This window comes from Krasilnikovia sp. MM14-A1259 (assembly GCF_047159535.1).
Taxonomy (GTDB): Bacteria; Actinomycetota; Actinomycetes; order Mycobacteriales; family Micromonosporaceae; genus Actinoplanes.
Genome location: NZ_BAAGAJ010000002.1, coordinates 6,081,800 through 6,099,723, shown reverse-complemented (window position 1 = coordinate 6,099,723; position 17,924 = coordinate 6,081,800). Strand labels below are relative to the sequence as shown.

17 protein-coding genes are annotated in these 17,924 nt (G+C 72.2%); 10 read left to right on the top strand and 7 right to left on the bottom strand.

What is annotated here, in order from left to right; translation table 11 throughout:
• Window positions 1-14: 14 nt before the first annotated feature.
• The 3 genes from ACMCNK_RS27735 to mca form a co-directional block, all read right to left on the bottom strand.
• Window positions 15-2,567: a putative bifunctional diguanylate cyclase/phosphodiesterase gene (locus ACMCNK_RS27735; protein ID WP_412739280.1), complete on the bottom strand. Its 2,553-nt coding sequence runs from the start codon at window positions 2,565-2,567 to the stop codon at window positions 15-17.
• Between the two features lie 283 nt (window positions 2,568-2,850).
• Entirely contained in the window at window positions 2,851-3,099 is a 249-nt protein-coding gene (locus ACMCNK_RS27730) for a hypothetical protein (RefSeq protein WP_412741017.1), read from the bottom strand.
• 86 nt (window positions 3,100-3,185) lie between these two features.
• On the bottom strand, window positions 3,186-4,067 hold the full coding sequence (gene mca, locus ACMCNK_RS27725) for a mycothiol conjugate amidase Mca (protein ID WP_412739279.1): 882 nt from the start codon (window positions 4,065-4,067) through the stop codon (window positions 3,186-3,188).
• A 124-nt stretch (window positions 4,068-4,191) separates the two neighbouring features.
• Here mca and ACMCNK_RS27720 point away from each other — a divergent pair, with 124 nt between their 5' ends.
• Together ACMCNK_RS27720 and greA are read left to right on the top strand one after the other, a co-directional pair.
• Window positions 4,192-4,611, top strand: coding sequence for a DUF4307 domain-containing protein (locus ACMCNK_RS27720; protein WP_412739278.1), 420 nt, complete (start codon window positions 4,192-4,194; stop codon window positions 4,609-4,611).
• A gap of 119 nt (window positions 4,612-4,730) precedes the next feature.
• On the top strand, window positions 4,731-5,225 hold the full coding sequence (gene greA, locus ACMCNK_RS27715; RefSeq protein WP_412739277.1) for a transcription elongation factor GreA: 495 nt from the start codon (window positions 4,731-4,733) through the stop codon (window positions 5,223-5,225).
• A gap of 19 nt (window positions 5,226-5,244) precedes the next feature.
• On the opposite strand, the gene ilvA is transcribed toward greA, so the two are convergent.
• The 3 genes from ilvA to ACMCNK_RS27700 form a co-directional block, all read right to left on the bottom strand.
• Window positions 5,245-6,465 carry a threonine ammonia-lyase gene (gene ilvA, locus ACMCNK_RS27710; RefSeq protein ID WP_412741016.1) on the bottom strand — a complete coding sequence of 407 codons (1,221 nt, stop codon included), beginning with the start codon at window positions 6,463-6,465 and terminating at the stop codon, window positions 5,245-5,247.
• Between the two features lie 63 nt (window positions 6,466-6,528).
• The gene (locus ACMCNK_RS27705; protein WP_412739276.1) at window positions 6,529-7,893 is read right to left on the bottom strand and encodes an amidase; all 1,365 of its coding nucleotides are present in this window, start codon (window positions 7,891-7,893) and stop codon (window positions 6,529-6,531) included.
• A gap of 25 nt (window positions 7,894-7,918) precedes the next feature.
• Window positions 7,919-9,070: a cystathionine gamma-synthase gene (locus ACMCNK_RS27700; RefSeq protein WP_412739275.1), complete on the bottom strand. Its 1,152-nt coding sequence runs from the start codon at window positions 9,068-9,070 to the stop codon at window positions 7,919-7,921.
• A 23-nt stretch (window positions 9,071-9,093) separates the two neighbouring features.
• Here ACMCNK_RS27700 and ACMCNK_RS27695 point away from each other — a divergent pair, with 23 nt between their 5' ends.
• The 8 genes from ACMCNK_RS27695 to ACMCNK_RS27660 all read left to right on the top strand — a co-directional run bounded on the left by ACMCNK_RS27695 (window position 9,094) and on the right by ACMCNK_RS27660 (window position 17,201).
• Entirely contained in the window at window positions 9,094-9,507 is a 414-nt protein-coding gene (locus ACMCNK_RS27695; protein WP_412739274.1) for an HIT family protein, read from the top strand.
• 48 nt (window positions 9,508-9,555) lie between these two features.
• Window positions 9,556-10,218 carry a peptide-methionine (S)-S-oxide reductase MsrA gene (msrA, locus tag ACMCNK_RS27690; RefSeq protein ID WP_412739273.1) on the top strand — a complete coding sequence of 221 codons (663 nt, stop codon included), beginning with the start codon at window positions 9,556-9,558 and terminating at the stop codon, window positions 10,216-10,218.
• 410 nt (window positions 10,219-10,628) lie between these two features.
• A complete protein-coding gene (locus tag ACMCNK_RS27685) occupies window positions 10,629-12,866 on the top strand; it encodes an ATP-binding protein (protein WP_412739272.1) in 2,238 nt (745 codons plus the stop codon).
• Window positions 12,867-13,025: 159 nt separating this feature from the next.
• A complete protein-coding gene (locus tag ACMCNK_RS27680; protein WP_412739271.1) occupies window positions 13,026-13,499 on the top strand; it encodes a hypothetical protein in 474 nt (157 codons plus the stop codon).
• 163 nt (window positions 13,500-13,662) lie between these two features.
• Window positions 13,663-14,001, top strand: coding sequence for a hypothetical protein (locus tag ACMCNK_RS27675; protein ID WP_412739270.1), 339 nt, complete (start codon window positions 13,663-13,665; stop codon window positions 13,999-14,001).
• A gap of 40 nt (window positions 14,002-14,041) precedes the next feature.
• Entirely contained in the window at window positions 14,042-15,496 is a 1,455-nt protein-coding gene (locus tag ACMCNK_RS27670) for a CHAD domain-containing protein (protein ID WP_412739269.1), read from the top strand.
• Between the two features lie 306 nt (window positions 15,497-15,802).
• The gene (locus ACMCNK_RS27665; RefSeq protein WP_412739268.1) at window positions 15,803-16,732 is read left to right on the top strand and encodes a ribonuclease Z; all 930 of its coding nucleotides are present in this window, start codon (window positions 15,803-15,805) and stop codon (window positions 16,730-16,732) included.
• Window positions 16,704-17,201, top strand: coding sequence for an N-acetyltransferase family protein (locus ACMCNK_RS27660; RefSeq protein ID WP_412739267.1), 498 nt, complete (start codon window positions 16,704-16,706; stop codon window positions 17,199-17,201). Before ACMCNK_RS27665 ends, ACMCNK_RS27660 begins: the two co-directional genes overlap by 29 nt.
• 280 nt (window positions 17,202-17,481) lie before the next feature.
• On the opposite strand, the gene ACMCNK_RS27655 is transcribed toward ACMCNK_RS27660, so the two are convergent.
• Window positions 17,482-17,868 carry a hypothetical protein gene (locus ACMCNK_RS27655; RefSeq protein WP_412739266.1) on the bottom strand — a complete coding sequence of 129 codons (387 nt, stop codon included), beginning with the start codon at window positions 17,866-17,868 and terminating at the stop codon, window positions 17,482-17,484.
• Between the last annotated feature and the right edge of the window lie 56 nt (window positions 17,869-17,924).

Genomic DNA, 17,924 nt, shown 5'->3' with positions numbered 1-17,924 from the left:
GCCTCTCACACGGGTCAGGACGCGTCGTCGGCGCGCAGCGGAACGATCTTCGCCTGGGTGGCGGCCTCGCCCAGCCGGTGCAGCGTCCCGACGATCTTGTCCGGTGGCATCGGCTGGCAGAAGTGGTAGCCCTGCGCGGACACGCAGCCCAGGGCCAGCAGCGCCGCCCGCTGCTCGGCGGTCTCCACCCCCTCGGCGACGACCCGCGCGTGCAACCGTCCGCCCAGTTCGACCGCGCCGCGGACCACCGCCTCGGCGGACGGCGAGTCGATCATGTTGTCCACGAAGGACCGGTCGACCTTGAGCTCGTCGACCACCACCCGGGTGACGAACGCGAGCGACGAGAAGCCCGTACCGAAGTCGTCGACCGACAGCTGCACCCCGGTCTCGCGGAGCGCGGCCAGCACCTCGTCGACGATCTCCAGGTCGCTGATCGCCACGGTCTCGGTGATCTCCAGGACCAGGTGCCGGGCGGGCACCCGGTGCCGGAGCAGGGCGTCCGCGACCTGACCGGGGAAGGTCGGGTCGAGCAGGCTGCGGGCCGACACGTTGACCGAGACGGGCACGTCGATGTCCGCGGCGATCCATCCGGCCGCGGCGGCCAGCGACCGGTCCAGGACGTACCGGGTGAACGGGCCCAGCAGCTCGCTGTGCTCGACCGCAGCGATGAACACGGCCGGGGACAGCGGCCCGCGGCGGGGATGTCGCCAGCGGGTCAGCGCCTCCACCCCGACCGGCGCCCCGCTGGCCAGGTCGACCGCCGGCTGCAGCGCGAGCACGATCTGGTCCTCGGCGGTGAGCGCGTCGCGCAGCTCGGCCAGCAGCGCGAGGTGGTCGGTGCTGCTGGCGTCCCGGCTGCTGTCGTACGTGGCGACGCCGACCCGCAACTGCTTGGCCTGCTTCAGGGCGACCGCGGCGCGGCGCAGCAGCTCGGCGAGATCCGCCGAACCGGCCGTGGCCACGGCCACTCCGACGGCACCCTCGACCGCCAGCCGTACCCCGCCGACCTCCATCGGGGCGGCGAGCCGTTCGACCACCTCCCGGGCGCGGCGCAACGCCTGAGACAGCGGGGTCGGCACGTCCCTCAGCGCGGTCGGTGCATCGGCCGCCGCGGCAACGGTCGGCAGCAGCACCGCGAACTCGTCGTCGCCGAGGCGGGCCACGACGTCGTCCTCGCGGGCCAGATCGAGCAGCCGCTGAGCGACCACCCGCAGCACGTCGTCGCCCGCCCGGTAACCCAGGGTGGCGTTGACCTCCCGGAAGTCGTTCAGGTCGAGCAGCAGCAGGGCGACGGGCCGGTCGCGGTCCACCGCGCGCAGCAGGGCGTTGGTCTCGGCGAGCAATGCGGCCCGGTTGGTGAGCCCGGTGAGCGGATCGCGGACCGCGTCGTACGCCACCCTGGCCTCCAGCGCGGTCAGCCGCTCCCGCCCGGCCGCGCCGTGCAGCGCCCCGGCCAGCGCGTCGCCGTACGCGGAGACTGCCAGCTCGTCGCGGCCCGCGGGAAGCGTCGGCTCGGCCAGCCACACCGTCAGCTCGCCGACCGGCGTGCCCGCGACCGCCATCGATCGGGTGATCACCGGCCCGGGCAGCCCGTCCGCGGCGACCTCCGGGCCGGGCCCCTCGCCGGTGTACCGGCGGTGGCCGCCCTCGGGCAGGTGCACCTCGATCTCGACGCGGCGGGCCTCGAACACGTCGAGGGCGCCGCGCACCCCGGCGTGGGCCACCTCGGCCTCCGACGCCCCGGGCAGCGCTGCCGTGGCCCGGGCGAACGCGGCCCAGATGCGCCGCTCCTGCGCGGCCCGCAAGTGGTACCGGTAGGTGCGTTGCAGCAGCCACAGGGCGGGCGCGAAGGACAGCAGCCACAGCGGCGCGCGGGTCAGCACGAACACCGCGGCGAGGCCGATCACCACGTTGCCGACAAGCATCGGGCCTTTGGCGTGCAGGGCGCGCGCGACGATCTGCCCGGCCGGCGCGTCCCGGCGCAGCGCCAGGGTGATCACGGCCAGTCCGAACGTGACCGCGAGGTAGGTGAGCGCGCCCGCGACCAGGGCCGCCTGGACGCGCGTGGTCTGCAGGCCCGCGGATCCGGCGACCACGGCGGTGACCGCTGCACCGGCGGCGGCGCCGAGCGTGAGCGATCCGGCCAGGTGCAGGATCTCGATGCGGCGGCGGTGGTCGTCGAGCCACGACATGAGCGCCCAGGCGCCCGCCGCGCCGACGAACACGGCCGCCGGGAGCCAGCCCGCCGGGGCGGTGGCGAGGCCGATGACCATGGCCGCCTCCCCCCAGGACAGGCTGACGATGGCGCCGCCCAGCCGGAACCGCAGCCGGGCGATCTGGCCCGCGGCCACGGCCAGCGCGGCGAGGACCGTCCCGGCGGCGGCCGTGAACGGGGCGCCCGCCGGGCGGTGGGCGGGCAGCAGGGCGGCGAGGGCGGCGACGACCAGCGCGCTGCCGACGACGGTCGCGGTCCAGGCGCGTACGGCGCCGCGCCGGGCGGATCGCAGCGGGCCGGAGCCCGGCGTCCGGGACCGGGCGGCCTGTTTCAGCGCCGACGGGGCGATCATGCAGCTCTCCGGGTGGCCGCCGGAACACGCGGATGCACGTGCATCCGTTGTGGACGAGGGGTCTGGCGGAAAGTGGTCGGCATGCGGAGCCCCCTTCCGCGCAGGGTCGAGGGGCGCAAAAGCCCCCGGCGGAAGGCTAAGCCAATCCCGATGAACGCAACAGGGGTTGACGTCGGGCGGCTGTCGATGTTCAGACCGGGCGCGACCACCCGGTCGGCCGATCGAGTCCACTTGACACAGTCCACACACACCCGCCCCTGGGGCGGCGGAGGCGGCGCACCGGTCAGGAAGGGTCGGGGGTGGGCGGGTGCTGACCGGCACCGCGCCCCGGCGTCTCGCCGCCGTCCTTGCCGGGGTGGAGCGGCTCGGCGGCGGGCAACCGCAGGTCCGCGTCGAGCCGCGCGATCTCGGCATCGCGCTGGGCCACATCGGCGTCACCGAAGGTATCCGGAAGGTGGCGGATGCGCTTGTTCATGTTACGGATGAGCAGGACCGTGGCGACGCTCATCAGCACGATGATGAACAGGCCCATCGGCCCCGCCAGCCCGCCGGAGCGGGTGTCGCCGAAGTTGTTGACCGCCACCACGATGTTCACAAGCTCAACCGTACGCCACCGGCTCAGTGGGTCTCGACCGTCTCCCGCACGCCCGCGAACAGGTCGGACTCGGGGATCGGGCTGTCGACCAGCGAGCGCACCAGCTCGAAGTCCTCGGTCGGCCACACCTTCTGCTGCATCTCCAGCGGGACGTGGAACCAGAAGCCGTCCGGATCCACCTGGGTCTCGTGGGCCCGCAGCGCGTCGTCGCGGATTCCGAAGAACTCACCGCACTCGACCCGGGTGGTGATCTTGTCGCCGCGGTCCTCCCGGTCGTGCCACTTCTCCAGCCACTCCCCGTACGGCGACTCCAGCCCGGCGGCGAGCATCCCCTCGTGCAGCGCCAGCATCCGGGCCCGGGTCCAGCCGGAGTTGTAGTACAGCTTCAGCGGCTGCCACGGCGCGCCCAGCTCGGGGTACAGATCCGGATCCCCGGCTCGGTCGAACGCCGCCACCGTGATCTTGTGGCACATGATGTGGTCGGGGTGCGGGTACCCACCGTTCTCGTCGTACGTCGTCACGACGTGCGGGCGGAACTCGCGCATCAGCTTGATCAGCGGCTCGGCGGCCACCACCGGGTCCATCAGCCCGAAGCAGCCCTCCGGCAGCGGAGGCAGCGGGTCGCCCTCGGGCAGGCCGGAGTCGACGAAGCCGAGCCAGGCCTGGCTCACCCCGAGGATCTCGCGCGCCCGGTCCATCTCCTTGCGGCGGATGTCGGCGATGTCGGCCCACACCTCGGGGCGGTCCATCTTCGGGTTGAGCACGCTGCCCCGCTCACCGCCGGTGCACGTGGCGACCAGGACCTCGACACCCTCGTCGACATAGCGGGCCATGGTGGCGGCGCCCTTGCTGGACTCGTCGTCGGGGTGCGCGTGCACCGCCATCAGGCGCAACTGCTCAGCCACTGCTTCTCCCTCGACCGGGCCGCCGCACTCCGGCCCGCAGCTGCTCGGCTCCGGACCTGCTGCGAAGATTGACTTTGCCATTCTGGCCGATACCACTGACAACTGTTGCAGGAGACGGAACACGGTGAGCGAGACGCACGCCACAACCCCGGTCTTCCCGCCGGGCCGCTACGGGCGGCGGCGCGCCGGACGACGCCTCCGGGTCCTGCCGATCGTCGTGGCGGCGCTGGTCATCGTGGCGTCCGTGGCGCTGTCCGTGCGCCTCTACCACCAGTACGGCGATCCGGACTATGACGCCCAGATCGTCCGTTGGACCGACGTCACCGACACGCGGATCACGATCGAGTTCACCGTGCGGGTGCCCGCGGGCGGTTCGGCCACCTGCGCGCTGCGCGCCCGCGCGTACGACGGCAGCGCGGTCGGGCAGCGCAGCGTGACCGTGGCGGCCACCGGCGACGCCACCACGATCCGGGCCGCCGAGACCGTCGACACCACGGCCCGGGCGTACGTCGGTGAGGTGTTGCACTGTCAGCCGCCCGGCTGACCCACTGTCGCCGCCAGGGTCGAATCGGGCAAGATCCAACAATCCGGTCGGTGCGCACACCGCTGGTAAGCTTGGTGATTCGCTCAGTTCCCTTGCCTCACACCTCAAGGAGATCGTCTGTGTCCAGTTCAGAAGCGTCGCGGACCTGGCTCTCCCAGGACGCCCACGACCGCTTGCAGAGCGAACTCGACGCGCTGATCGCCGGTCGGCCCGTGATCGCCGCGGAGATCAACGCCCGTCGCGAGGAGGGTGACCTGCGCGAGAACGGCGGCTACCACGCCGCCCGCGAGGAGCAGGGCAAGCAGGAGTTCCGGATCCGCCAGCTCCAGGAGCTGCTGCGCACGGCAACGGTCGGCGACGCGCCGACCGCCGACAAGGTCGCCCCGGGCACGGTCGTCACGATCTACTTCGACGACGACCAGACCGACACCGAGACGTTCCTGCTGGGCTCTCGCGAGATCTCCTCGACGACCGACCTGACCGTTTACAGCCCGGAGTCGGCGCTCGGCAAGGCCATTCTGGGCGCCGGGACGGGCCAGACCGTCACGTACACCGCCCCCAGCGGCGCCGACATCAAGGTGACGATCGTCACGTTCGAGCCGTTCGGCGGCTGAACGCCTCACCCAGCACCTACTACGGGGTGCCGGCCGCCAGCGTCACGGCGTAACCGGCATCCCGCAACGTGGCGATCAGCGCCGCCGAGTGGTCCGGCCCCCGGGTCTCCACCGAAAGCTGCACCTCGACCTCCCCGAACGCGAGCCGCGGGTTCTGCCGCGAGTGCAGCACGTCGACGATGTTGGCCCGGGTCTTCGCGATCTCACCGAGCAGCCGGGCCAGTTCCCCGGGCTGGTCCGGGGTACGTACCGACAGCCGCAGGAAGCGGCCCGCAGACGCCAGACCGTGCTCGATCACCCGCAGCAGCAGCATCGGGTCGATGTTCCCGCCCGACAGCACCGCCACCACCGGCGGCTCCACCGCCACGGCGCCGCTGAGCAGCGCGGCGACCGCGGCGGCCCCGGCCGGCTCCACGACCTGCTTGTGCCGTTCCAGCAGCACCAGCAGCGCCGCGGACAGCTCCTCGTCGGTGACCGTGACGACCTCGTCGACCAGCTTGCTGACATGCGCGAACGTGAGATCACCCGGGCGCTGCACCGCGATGCCGTCCGCGATCGTGGCGCACCGCTGCAGCTTCACCGGGGCACCCGCCGCCAGTGACGCCGGGTACGCGGCCGCCCCCGCCGCCTGCACCCCGACGACCTTCACATCCGGGCGCATCGCCTTGACCGCCACCGCGACCCCAGAGATGAGCCCGCCGCCGCCGACCGCGGTCACGATCGTGCCCACGTCCGGGCACTGCTCCAGGATCTCCAGCGCGACCGTGCCCTGCCCGGCGATCACGTCGGGGTGGTCGAACGGGTGGATGAACACCGCACCGGTCTTCTCCGCGAACGCCCGCGCGGCAACCAGCGCGTCGTCGACGCTGGTGCCCGCGTACTCGATCGCGGCGCCGTACCCCTTCGTGGCCGACACCTTGGGCAGCGGCGCGCCCTCCGGCATGAAGACCGTGGCGCGGATGCCGAGCAGACCCGCGGCCAGGGCGACGCCCTGCGCGTGGTTGCCCGCGCTGGCGGCCACCACCCCGCGCTCACGCTCGGCCTCCGGCAGCCGGGAGATCCGCGTGTACGCCCCGCGCACCTTGTACGACCCCGCCCGCTGCAGGTGCTCGCACTTGAGGAACGCCGGCTGCCCGAGCAGCCGGGTCAGCGGCCCGGAGCGCTCCAGCGGAGTCCGGCGCACGATGCCCGTGAGCAACTCCCGCGCCGCTTCGATGTCCGAGAGTTCCAGCAGATCCATGCCGCTCATGGCTTGATCGTGCCACCGCGCGGGCCGGCGCACGAACCGGCCCGGTGCACAAGATCAGGCCAGTACGTGCCGCCGCCACGGATTACGCATCTCGAACTGGCCCGCGACCGCAAGCAGCAGCAGTTCGGAGTCGGGCGGCCCGACCAGTTGCACCGCCAGCGGCAGCCCGTCCGGGCGCACCCCGACAGGCACCACGATCGCGGGCAGGCCGGCAACGTTCCACGGCGCCGCGTACGGGGCGTAGCGCATGTTGGTCAGCATGTTGCGCCCCCACCGGGCGCCCGCGTGCCCGGACGCGGCCGGGGGCGGGCCGGCCAGCGCCGGGGTGAGCAGCAGATCCACCCGGTGCTCCGCGAAGAACCGGATCGACCGCGCCCGCCAGCCGTCGCGCTGCTCCTGCCGCACGTACCCGCGGCGCCACGCCCACCGGCCCAGCCGCACGTGCCGGCGGGTCCGTGGCTGCAGGTCCTGCGGGTCGACCCCGGACGCCTCCGCCTCCCGGTACGCGCAGGCGAACCACGTCGCCAGGCCCGCCAGGCCCAGCGTGGTCGGATAGACCGGGTCGGCGGTCACCGTGTCGTGGCCCGCGCCGCCCAGCAGCCGCGCGGCGGTCGAGACCGCGTCGACGTTCGGCGCGTCCGGGCGCACACCCAGCACGGGCGAGCGCAACGAGACCCCGACCCGCAGCCGGCCCGGTTCGACCAGCTTGGCGGGCCGCCGACCGGCGAGGACGCTGAAGCCGAGCGCCGCGTCCGCGACCGTGGTGGCCAGCAGCCCGTGCTCGACCAGCCCGAACCAGCCGTCCACGCCCAGTTCGCGGGGGACGACACCGCTGCCCGGCTTCAGACCGATCAGGCCGCAGCACGCGGCCGGGATGCGGACCGAGCCGAGACCGTCGGTGCCGTGCGCGATCGGCACCAGCCCCGCCGCCACGGCCGCGGCGGCGCCCCCCGAGGAGCCGCCCGGCGTACGGTCCTGATCCCACGGATTGCGGGTCGCGCCGCCCGGGTCGTCCGTGGTGGCCCACAGGCCCAGCTCCGGCATGCGGGTGCTGCCGACCACGATCGCGCCCGCGCCGCGCAGCCGGCGCACCACCTCGTGGTCCTGCTCGGCGACGGCCGCACGGACCGCACCGCCCTGCGACGTCGGCAGCCCAGCCACCGGGGTGTTCTCCTTGACCGCGACCGGCACCCCGGCCAGCGGCAGATTCGCCAGGTCGTCCTGCTCGTCGACCTTCTCCGCCTCGACGATGGCCTCGCCCGCCCGCACCACCCGGAACGCGTCCAGCGACGGGTCCGTGACCGCGATCTGTTCGAGGTGGTCGGCGACGATCTGGGTGGCCGACGCGTCACCGCGCCGGACCGCACGGGCGATCTGCTTCGCCGTCGCGCCCACCCAGGTCGTCGTTGCGTTGTCCATGACCCGATCTCCGTCCGGAAAGGACCTAGCCGAGCGCCTGCTCCAGATCGGCGAGCAGGTCGTCAACGGTCTCGATGCCGACTGACAGTCGCACGAGATCGGCGGGGACTTCAAGCGGGGAGCCCGCGGCGCTCAGGTGTGTCATCTGACCCGGGTGCTCGATCAGCGACTCGACCCCACCCAGTGACTCGGCGAGCACGAACAGTTTCGTCCGGTTGCAGATCGCGATCGCCTGCTCCGGGCCGCCCGCCGCCCGGAACGACACCATGCCACCGAACCGGCGCATCTGCTTGGCGGCCGTCTCGTGACCCGGGTGCGACTCGAGGCCGGGGTACAGGACACTTGCGACAGCCTTGTGGGTCTGCAGGTAGGCGACGATGCGCTCGGCGTTGTCGCAGTGCCGGTCCATCCGTACGCCGAGCGTCTTGATGCCGCGCAACGTCAGCCACGCGTCGAACGGGCCGTTGATCGCGCCCATCGCGTTCTGGTGGAACGCGAGCTGCTCGCCCAGGTCCTCGTCCGCGGTGACCAGCGCGCCACCGACCACGTCGGAGTGCCCGCCCAGGTACTTCGTCGTCGAGTGCACCACGACGTCGGCGCCCAGGCCGAGCGGCTGCTGCAGGTACGGCGACGCGAACGTGTTGTCGACCGCCAGCAGCGCGTCGTACTCGTGCGCGAGCGCGCCCAGAGCGGCGACGTCGGCGATGCCGAGCAGCGGATTGGTCGGGGTCTCCGCCCAGATCAGCCGCGTGTGGCCGGGCCGGAACGCCGCCCGCACCGCGTCCAGGTCACCCAGTGACACCGCCGTCCAGTCCAGCCCCCAGTTCTCGGCGACCTTCGCGAACAGCCGGTACGTGCCCCCGTACGCGTCGTCCGGGATGACGACGTGATCGCCGGGGCGGCACACCGTACGCAACAGGGTGTCCTCGGCCGCGAGGCCGCTGGCGAACGCCAGCCCGCGGCGGCCCCCCTCGATCGCGGCCAGGCACTCCTGCAGGGCATCCCGGGTGGGGTTACCCGACCGGCTGTATTCATAACCGAGGCGCGGGGATCCCACCGCGTCCTGCGCGTACGTGCTGGTCTGGTAGATCGGCGGCACCACCGCGCCGGTCCGCGGCTCCGGCTCCTGGCCGGCGTGGATGGCGAGAGTGTCGAAGCCGTACTGGTTACCCGTCATGCCGGCCAAGGCTAGTCTGCGGTGTGCCCGACTGCCTGTTCTGCGGGATCGTGGCGGGGACCGTGCCGGCATTCACGGTCGTCGACTCTCCCGACGCGATGGCGTTCCTGGACGTCCGCCCCGTGTTCAAAGGCCACGTGCTGGTGGTGCCGCGTCCGCACGTCGGCCAGCTCGGCGACCTGGGCCCCGACCTGCTGCCCGGCTTCTTCGCGCTCGTGCAACGGGTGGCCCGGGTGATTCCAGATGCTCTGGGGTCGCACGGCACCTTCGTGGCGATGAACAACGTGGTGTCCCAATCCGTCCCGCATCTGCACGCGCACGTCGTGCCGCGCACTAAGGGCGACGGCCTGCGCGGCTTCTTCTGGCCGCGGCACAAGTACGCCTCCGACGACGAGGCGGCCTCCTACGCGGCCCGCATCACCGCAGCTCTCGGGTAAGGATGGCGGGAGGCCCGGCGTTACGCACTGCGGATGAAGGGAGTTGCCGTGTTCCTGCGGAACAAGAAGGTTGAGCTGCCCACAGCCGAGCAGGCCCTGCCGGGCCGCCTGCTGGCGATGCCAGTGGCGGCGGAACACACCGTGCTGGGGACCTCGCTGAAAGGGCCGTGGCCGGCCGGTTACGAGACCGCCGTCTTCGGGATGGGCTGCTTCTGGGGCGCCGAGCGCATCTTCTGGCGCCTGCCCGGCGTCCACTCGACCTCGGTGGGCTATGCGGGCGGCACGACGCCGAACCCGACGTACGAGGAGGTCTGCTCCGGGATGACCGGGCACGCCGAGGTCGTCCAGGTGGTGTACGACCCCGCGAAGATCAGCTACGAGCAGGTGCTCAAGACGTTCTGGGAGAACCACGACCCGACCCAGGGCATGCGCCAGGGCAACGACGTCGGCACCCAGTACCGTTCGGCGATCTACACGACGACCGACGCCCAGATGCGTACGGCCGAGGCGTCGCGGGAGGCATTCGCGCCGGTGGTGCGCGCGGCCGGGCACGGCGAGATCACCACGGAGATCACGCCGCTGGAGACGTACTACTACGCCGAGGACTACCACCAGCAGTACCTGTCGGACGCGAAGAACCCGGGCGGCTACTGCAACCACGGCCCGAACGGCATGACCTGCCCGGTAGGGGTCGCACGGCTCGCTGAGTAGCTGCGTGCCACGGCCCGAAGTGTCTCGGAAGCTCGCGCCCATCGGCACCCAGCCAGGCTGATAAACGGTGGCCCCACTCCGGAAGCGCTCTGGAGTGGGGCCACCGAGGTCGGGATTCGTCGGAACAGCACCCGGCCACCTGTGGCGGTCACCTGGTGCTCCACCACTCGCGCGGTAGCGCGGGTCGTGTTCGGCGGCTTCAACCGCGAGCACTCATGAGTTGCCCGGGAGGGATCGGGTGGGCCGCTGGACCCCTGCGAGCGCCCGGCACCGACCCAATAACTTCGTGAGTGTTCCATATGTCCGCTTGAGGACCTTGGTCCTTATCTTCTCTCGAGGTGCGGGGACGCGCTCAGCGGATCGGTGGGGCAGACGATTCGTAACGAGTAGAGGTCTGGGGAGGAGGTCGGATGGCAGCGCCGGTGGCGGTCGACAAAGAGCGCGGCAACGGGGACTCGTTGGCGCCGGAGCAGCACGCCGACGTGCCGGGCACCCCGCCCCTGGCTGCGCACATCGGGCGGGGGCCGGCGACCGGCGTCCTGGGCTCATTGCTGCGTACTGGCGGCTTCGCCGCCCTCTTCCTCTTCGCGGAGGTGTGCGGACGGGTCGAGTGGTCCGCTGCTGCCGGTGCTTGGGTGGTGTGGCCTGCAGCCGGTGTCGCCGCGGCGTGGTTCACCGCGCAACGTGCCGCGCGGACTCGCCGCGTGGACGCGGTCGCGCTGGTGGCGGTGATCGTGGGCGTCAACCTTGCCGTCGGCGCGAGCGTGGCGGTGGCCGTGGCGTGCGTGGTGGTGGGGCTGACCCAGGTCGGTGTGTTCCTGCGCCTGCTGTCCGCCGGGTACCCGGGGTCTGACGACCTGCCGCAGCTCGGTGGGCCGCGGGACCTGTGGCGTCTGCTGGCAGCGGTCGGCGGGGCCACGGTGTGCGGCGCTGCGGTCGGCGCGGTGGGGCTGTGGCTGGTGACCGGCACGGTTCCGTGGTCGATGATCGCCGCGATGTGGACCGGTGACTTCGCCAACATGCTGCTGTTCGCGGCCGTCGCGATGCACGTCATGGCGATGGTGTCCGGCCGCCGGGTGCACGGATCCCTGGCCGCCGGATGGTCGCGGGCGTCCCGAGCCCGGAAGTGCACCCGCGTGGGCGAGTGCCTGGCCGTGACCGTGTGCTCGCTGGCCGGGTACGGGATCGCGTTGCGCACGCCCGGGGTGTCCATGGTGTTCCCGCTGATCGTGCTGACCGTGTGGGCCGCGGTTCGGCTGTGCACCTCCTATGTCGCACTGCACAGCCTGGCCGCCATGGTCGCCACGTCCATGGTCACCGTGCACGGCAACGGCCCGTTCGCGCACGTCGGCTCGCTGCTGACCGCGACGATGGTCGGGCAGGTGTTCATCGCCACGATCACCCTCATCGGCCTGGCCCTGGCCCTGGGCCGCGACGAACGGGAGGCGCTGACCGAGGCGCTGGCCGAGGAGAAGGATCGGGCATTCCAGCAGGCGGGGCTGCTGAACGCGGTGGTCAACTCCATGGCCGACGGCCTGGCCGTCGTCGGCCCGGACGGGCAAGCCGTGCTGCGCAACCCCATGATGCAGTCCCTGCTCGGTGACCGTCCGGCCCAAACCACCGAGCCCGACGTCATTGGCCACTACGGGCTGCACGACATCGACGGCAACCCGGTCACCGACGTCGACCTGCCGTCCCGCAAGGCGATCGCAGACGGCCGGACACACGCCGCCGACATCATCGTGCGCGACCCCGACCTGCGTGAGGACCGGATCATCCGCAGCACGGCGTCCCCGTTGGCCGACGCCGACGGCCGGATCCGGAGCGCCGTGGTCCTGCTGCGCGACATCACCGCCGAACGCCGCCATCGCGACGAACTCGCCAGCTTCGCCGGCGTGGTCGCCCACGACCTGCTCAACCCACTCGCCACCGTCGAAGGCTGGACCGAAGCCGTCGGCGACGCCCTCACCGACGCCCCCGAACACCCCGCTGTCGCCGAGGCCCACGCCGGGCTGATCCGCGTCACCCGCGCCTCGGCCCGCATGCGCGGACTCGTCAACGACCTGCTCGCCTACACCACCACCCGCGACGCCGCGATCACACCCGTCCCCGTCGACCTCGGCCACCTGGTCGCTGACATCACCGAGGCCCGCATCGACGCGGCCATGGCAGCCGACAAACCCGTGCCGGACTTCACCGTCGGCGACCTGCACCCCGTACAGGCCGACCCGATCCTGCTACGGCAACTGCTCGACAACCTCGTCAGCAACGCCGTCAAATACACCGCCCCCGGCGTCACCCCGCACCTGACGATCACCAGCAACCTCGACGGCGACACTGTCGGCGTCACCATCGCCGACAACGGCATCGGCATCCCCGCCGGACACCACGACGCCGTCTTCGACACCTTCCACCGCGCCCACCGCGGAAACGGATACGGCGGCACCGGGCTCGGCCTGGCCATCTGCAAACGCACCGTCGAACGCCACGGCGGCACCATCACCGCTACCGACAACCCCGGCGGCGGCACCCGCTTCACCTTCACCCTGCCCGCCGCCACGATCACACCAGCCGGGACGATCTCACCGCCGGCCCTGTCCGCGATCCCCGGTACCGGCACGCGCCACCCGGCTGCTCTCGCCGCATAGCAGTCGGGAACGCACCGCCGGCGGCCCACGGGGCACCCCAGCCCCCTCACCCTGTGTGATCGGAGCGCTGAGCGGCACCGTACGCCGGAATGGCACCCCACCATCGGCTCGCACTGCCGAACCGGCCCCGTCAGCCTCACAGTCAGTACAGAATGAGTCGTGCGCAGCCGATTGCAGGTGGTCGCGGCCCTCGCGTCGGCAATCACCGTGAGCTCCGTCCTGGGCGCCTGCACCGCAGACCACGCGAAGACACCGGCGGAACCGAAGGCGTCGATCACCGCCCCCTCGGATGCCGGCGCGTCGAGCGCCTCGGCCGCCGACAATGAGCTACTTGAGCGTGCCGTCAAGCAGAGCACCGACGCGTCCGACATCGTGTCGTGGGCCTGGAACGGAACCGAGGTGCACGTCGGAGTATGGGCCGACACCACCACGGCGGCCGAACATCTGGCGATCTGCGAGAACGTCGTCGACGCGGTACGGCCGACCGGCCAGGCGACCCAGGTGATTGTGACCGCACACAGCAGGCACCCCAGTTCAGACCCCGTGACCGGCGAGTCCGTCGAGACCGCGCCGCCGGAGGTGTCGTGGCAATCCCCGGATCCCCACTGCCACGCTGACAAGCCGGCCGGCTGACCCTCGCCGCGACGGGAGCGGCCCGCCTACCGGATGCGGCACGGTGTTGCCGCTGCCGCCGGGGGTCCACCACCCGTGTGGGCGAAAAAGATCGCCTATCCCCGGGGCGCCACCGACACTGGACGTGCGGACAAACCAGGAGGTTGCGCCACCGGAGGGGCACATGACGGAGTTCATCATCAGCGACGACGTGGACGTGGACGAAGAGGACGCATGGACGGTGGCCGAGTCGCTCCTCCAGAAGGCGCGCGCCATGATGCAGGAGGCCGAGACCGCGCTCGATTCGTTCGTGACCGGGAAGGAACTGAATCGCCAGTTGTGCTCGACCCGCGGCATCGGCGAGTCGGACGCCGAGATCCGCTGGAACGAGACCGCGAGCGCCCGCAAGGCCCTCGCCGACACCACGTTCAACGTCACCCAGGCCACGATGTACTACGGCGCAGCGACCGCGAACTTTTCCCGCGCGATGTACCTGCGCAGTCGTGGCCGCGCGCCCGTGTGAGCCCTGTCCGGGAAGCGGGCGGGCAGGCAAGATAGACAGAATGGAGAGCGCCACTGAAACTGAGCGCAAATACGACGTCCCCGCGGATTTCGAGCTCCCGCCCCTGACCGGTGTCGGTGGCGTGAGCCGGGCCAGCGATGCCGAGACCCATGACCTCGACGCCACCTACTTCGACACCGAAGATCTCCGTCTCGCCCGGCACCGGCACACCCTGCGCCGTCGTACGGGCGGTTCGGACGCCGGCTGGCATCTCAAGACGCCCGGTGACGGCGCGACGCGCACCGAGCACCGGCTCCCGCTCGACTCGGGCACGGACGAGGTGCCCGGCCCCCTGCAGGCCGAGGTCCGGGCGATCGTCCGCGACCGTGCTCTGCGTCCCGTGGCCCGGCTGCGTACCCGGCGGCTGGAGACTCCGCTGCGCGACGCCGACGGGCACACACTCGCGCTGGTCGCCCAGGATGTGGTCACGGCCGAGACCGACACCGGCGAGCAGCACTGGACCGAGGTGGAGGTCGAGCTGGTCGACGGCGGCCGCAAGGTGCTCACCGCTGTCGAACGGGCGCTGCTCGCGGCCGGCGCGACCCCGGCGAGCGGCCCGTCGAAGCTGGCCCGCGCGCTCGGCGACCAGCTGCCCGGCACAGGCGCCCCCGAGGACGGCGCGCCCGATCCGGTGCTCGGGTACGCGCGGGACCAGCGCGACGCGATCGCCGCGTTCGACCCCGGGGTGCGCCGGGGGGAGCCCGAGGCGGTGCACAAGATGCGGGTCGCGACGCGGCGGCTGCGCAGCACCCTGCGTACGTTCCGGAAGTGGTTTCCGCCGCAGACCGCCGGCCCGGTCGTCGACGAGCTGAAGTGGCTGGCCCAACTGCTCGGCGACGTCCGCGACGCGCAGGTGCAGTCGCACAAGCTGCTGGCGCCCCTGGACCGGGAGGGCCTGGAGTTCACCGGGGTCGGGCAGCGGATCCGGGCGCGCCTGGAGGATCAGGAGACGCGCGGCCGGGCCGCGCTGACCGAGGCCCTCGACGGCGAGCGGTACCTGCGCCTGCTCGACGTGCTGGACGCCCTGGTGGACGCCCCCGCGGGCGGTGACGGGGATCCGCGGCGCCGGACCCGCAAGACGCTGGCCAAGGCGGACGGGCTGCTCGACCAGGCCCGCGCCGACGGCGTCGACGCCGAGTTGCACGACGCGCGCAAGGCGTACAAGCGGGCCCGGTACGCCGTGGAGGTGGTGGCCCCCGCCGCCGGGCGGCCCGGCGCCAAGCTGGTCAAGAAGCTGACCGCGCTGCAGGACGTGCTGGGCGCCCACCAGGATTCCGTGGTCGCGCGCGAGCTGCTGCGCGAGCTCGCCGGCGCCGCCCACGCCGCGGGCGAGGACGGCTTCCCGTACGGGCTGCTCTACGCCCGTCAGGAGCGGGTCGGCGAGGAGACCCTGGAGGACCTGCCGGCGGCCGTGGCCGCGTCCCGGCGCCCCAAGCTGCGCCACTGGCTGGGCTGAGCCCGGCCGGCGGCTTCACAAAAACCGTTGTCGCGTTTCTGCGCCGTGACTACGGTGGGCGGTACACGCGAAAGGAGGTGGTCCGACGTTGTATAGCTACGGGACTCGTGAGGTGGCTGTCCGCTAGGCCGCTGTCCTCGACAGCAAGCAACACCCGATGTCGAGACCGTGTGGCAGCGGTCCCGGCCGAATACCAGACAGCCACCCGACCCCCGGGGTTCCGGCCTTGTCCGACCGGACCGCGCTCCTCGTGAGCGCGGAAAACCCCGGGGGTCGCTTCATGTCCCCGGAAGGCGGACGCACCCGATGCGCGAACTCGTGGTCCTCGGGACTGCCAGCCAGGTGCCGACCCGGCACCGCAACCACAACGGGTACGTGCTGCGCTGGGACGACGAGACGATCCTGTTCGACCCGGGCGAGGGCACCCAGCGCCAGATGCTGCTCGCGGGGCTGGCGGTCAGCCCGCTGACCCGGATCTGCATCACCCACTTCCACGGCGATCACAGCCTCGGCCTGCCCGGCGTCATCCAGCGGATCTCCCTGGACCGGGTGCCCCACCCGGTGGCGGTCACGTTCCCGTCCGGCGGGCGCGAGTACTTCGACCGGCTGCGGCACGCGACCAGCTTCTGGGACAACGCCGAGCTGCAGCCCGAGCCGGTGGGCGCGGGCTTCGCGGTGCAGACGACCGCGGGGCGGCTCACCGCGCTGCCGCTGCGGCATTCCATCGAAACGTACGGGTACCGCCTGGCCGAACCGGACGGGCATCGCATGTTGCCGGACCGCCTCGCCGCCCACGGCATCACCGGCCCCGCGGTCGGCGAGCTGATGCGGACCGGCCGTCTGGGCGGGGTCACGCTGGCCGAGGTCAGCGTGCCTCGGCCGGGCCAGCGGTTCGCCTTCGTCATGGACACCGGACTGTGCGATTCCGTGTACGCCCTGGCCGAGCGCGCCGACCTGCTGGTCATCGAGTCGACGTTCCTGGCCTCCGACGCGGCGCTCGCCGCCCAGGTCGGCCACCTGACCGCCGGTCAGGCCGCGGCCGTGGCCCGCGAGTCCGGGGTACGCACCCTGGTGCTGACCCACTTCTCCCAGCGCTACCCGGACCCCCGCCCGTTCCTGGAAGAGGCCGGCGCGGAGTTCTCCGGTGAGATCGTGCTGGCCGAGGACCTGATGCGGGTGCCCGTGCCGCCCCGGCTACCGTCGGGCGATGACCGTCGTTCTGCGTCCCGCCGCTGATCCCGACCTGTCCGCCATCGGCGCCCTGCACTACCGCTCCCGGCGCGACGCGTACGCGGGCCTGTTCTCGCCGGCCGCGCTGGACTTCGGTTCGCCCGAGGCGCTGGGTGAGTGGTGGGCGGAGCGCTGGCGCTGGGAGCGGGAGACGCACCGGCTCACGGTCGCGGGGGTCGACGGCGAGCTGGTCGGCTTCACATACCTCGGTCCGACCCCCGAGCCCGGCGTCACCGAGTTGTACGCGATCCACGTCGCCCCGCAGTGGGTGGGCCGGGGCGTCGGACGGGAATTGATGGAGGACGCGCTACGGCATCTCGGCGACCGGGCGGTGCTGTGGGTGATCGCGGGCAACACGCGGGCCCAGCGCTTCTACGAGCGGGGAGGCTGGGCGCCGGACGGGACGACCCGCGACGTGCCGATGGGCGAGGGCACCGCTCACCAGCTTCGGTATTCGCACCGCCCGGAACAGTAGGAGGGCGGGAACGCGTGACCGAGTGAATGCGGGGGAACCTGTGGTCACGCGCTCCCGCCAACCGCGCCCGCCCAAACCGGGGGTTTGCGCCTGGCCGGAGGCGCTGACCGGCGGAGGCGTGCCGGTCGTTCCAGTTCTCTGGGCGGGTCTGGCGCGGGATGCCGGTGTGCTGGCGGGGCACAGCGGCGTCACCGCCGGGGCGGCGTCGCACGTGCCGGGGAGGGCTGAGCCTGCCGGGGGACGGTCAGGCCGCCGTACGACGTCGCGGTTTCAGTTGTGGTCAGCCGAAGGCCCCCCGGTTGCCCCATCCACTGCGCGGACGGGGTTCGTGCAGCACGCGGTTGGCCGCCCGTCGTGCCCGCCGGTCGGATCCGGCCGGGCCCGCCGCGCGGCGGTTGTCGAGGTTGTCACGCAGTCCGGCGGCCAGCCCCGTGGGCCGGATGCTGTTGAGGTCGTGCCGCAGAGTCCACGCCTCCCGCCAGGGGCGGCGGGACACGGTGTTCGCTCGTTCGGCGAGCCGCCGGGGCGCGCACGGCCAGAGCCGTCCACACCCGACACACTTGAGTTCGGCGTCCGGCCGTTCGTGGCGGCCGAGCAGTTGCTGCGCGTCGCGCCAGAGCAGCCGATCCACGATGTCGGCCGGTTCAGTCTGGTCGACAGAGACCATTCCTTACCCCTCCGTCAGCAGTGGCGTATGTCCGTCACGACACATACAACTCCGGT

Bases quoted from the DNA above. Each gene is read 5' to 3' on its own strand.
- ACMCNK_RS27735 (WP_412739280.1), bottom strand. From the start codon at position 2,567: ATGATCGCCCCGTCGGCGCTGAAACAGGCCGCCCGGTCCCGGACGCCG.
- ACMCNK_RS27730 (WP_412741017.1), bottom strand. From the start codon at position 3,099: ATGGGCCTGTTCATCATCGTGCTGATGAGCGTCGCCACGGTCCTGCTC.
- ilvA (WP_412741016.1), bottom strand. From the start codon at position 6,465: ATGGATCTGCTGGAACTCTCGGACATCGAAGCGGCGCGGGAGTTGCTC.
- ACMCNK_RS27705 (WP_412739276.1), bottom strand. From the start codon at position 7,893: ATGGACAACGCAACGACGACCTGGGTGGGCGCGACGGCGAAGCAGATC.
- ACMCNK_RS27700 (WP_412739275.1), bottom strand. From the start codon at position 9,070: ATGACGGGTAACCAGTACGGCTTCGACACTCTCGCCATCCACGCCGGC.
- ACMCNK_RS27685 (WP_412739272.1), top strand. From the start codon at position 10,629: ATGGCAGCGCCGGTGGCGGTCGACAAAGAGCGCGGCAACGGGGACTCG.
- ACMCNK_RS27675 (WP_412739270.1), top strand. From the start codon at position 13,663: ATGACGGAGTTCATCATCAGCGACGACGTGGACGTGGACGAAGAGGAC.
- ACMCNK_RS27670 (WP_412739269.1), top strand. From the start codon at position 14,042: ATGGAGAGCGCCACTGAAACTGAGCGCAAATACGACGTCCCCGCGGAT.
- ACMCNK_RS27665 (WP_412739268.1), top strand. From the start codon at position 15,803: ATGCGCGAACTCGTGGTCCTCGGGACTGCCAGCCAGGTGCCGACCCGG.
- ACMCNK_RS27660 (WP_412739267.1), top strand. From the start codon at position 16,704: ATGACCGTCGTTCTGCGTCCCGCCGCTGATCCCGACCTGTCCGCCATC.
- ACMCNK_RS27655 (WP_412739266.1), bottom strand. From the start codon at position 17,868: ATGGTCTCTGTCGACCAGACTGAACCGGCCGACATCGTGGATCGGCTG.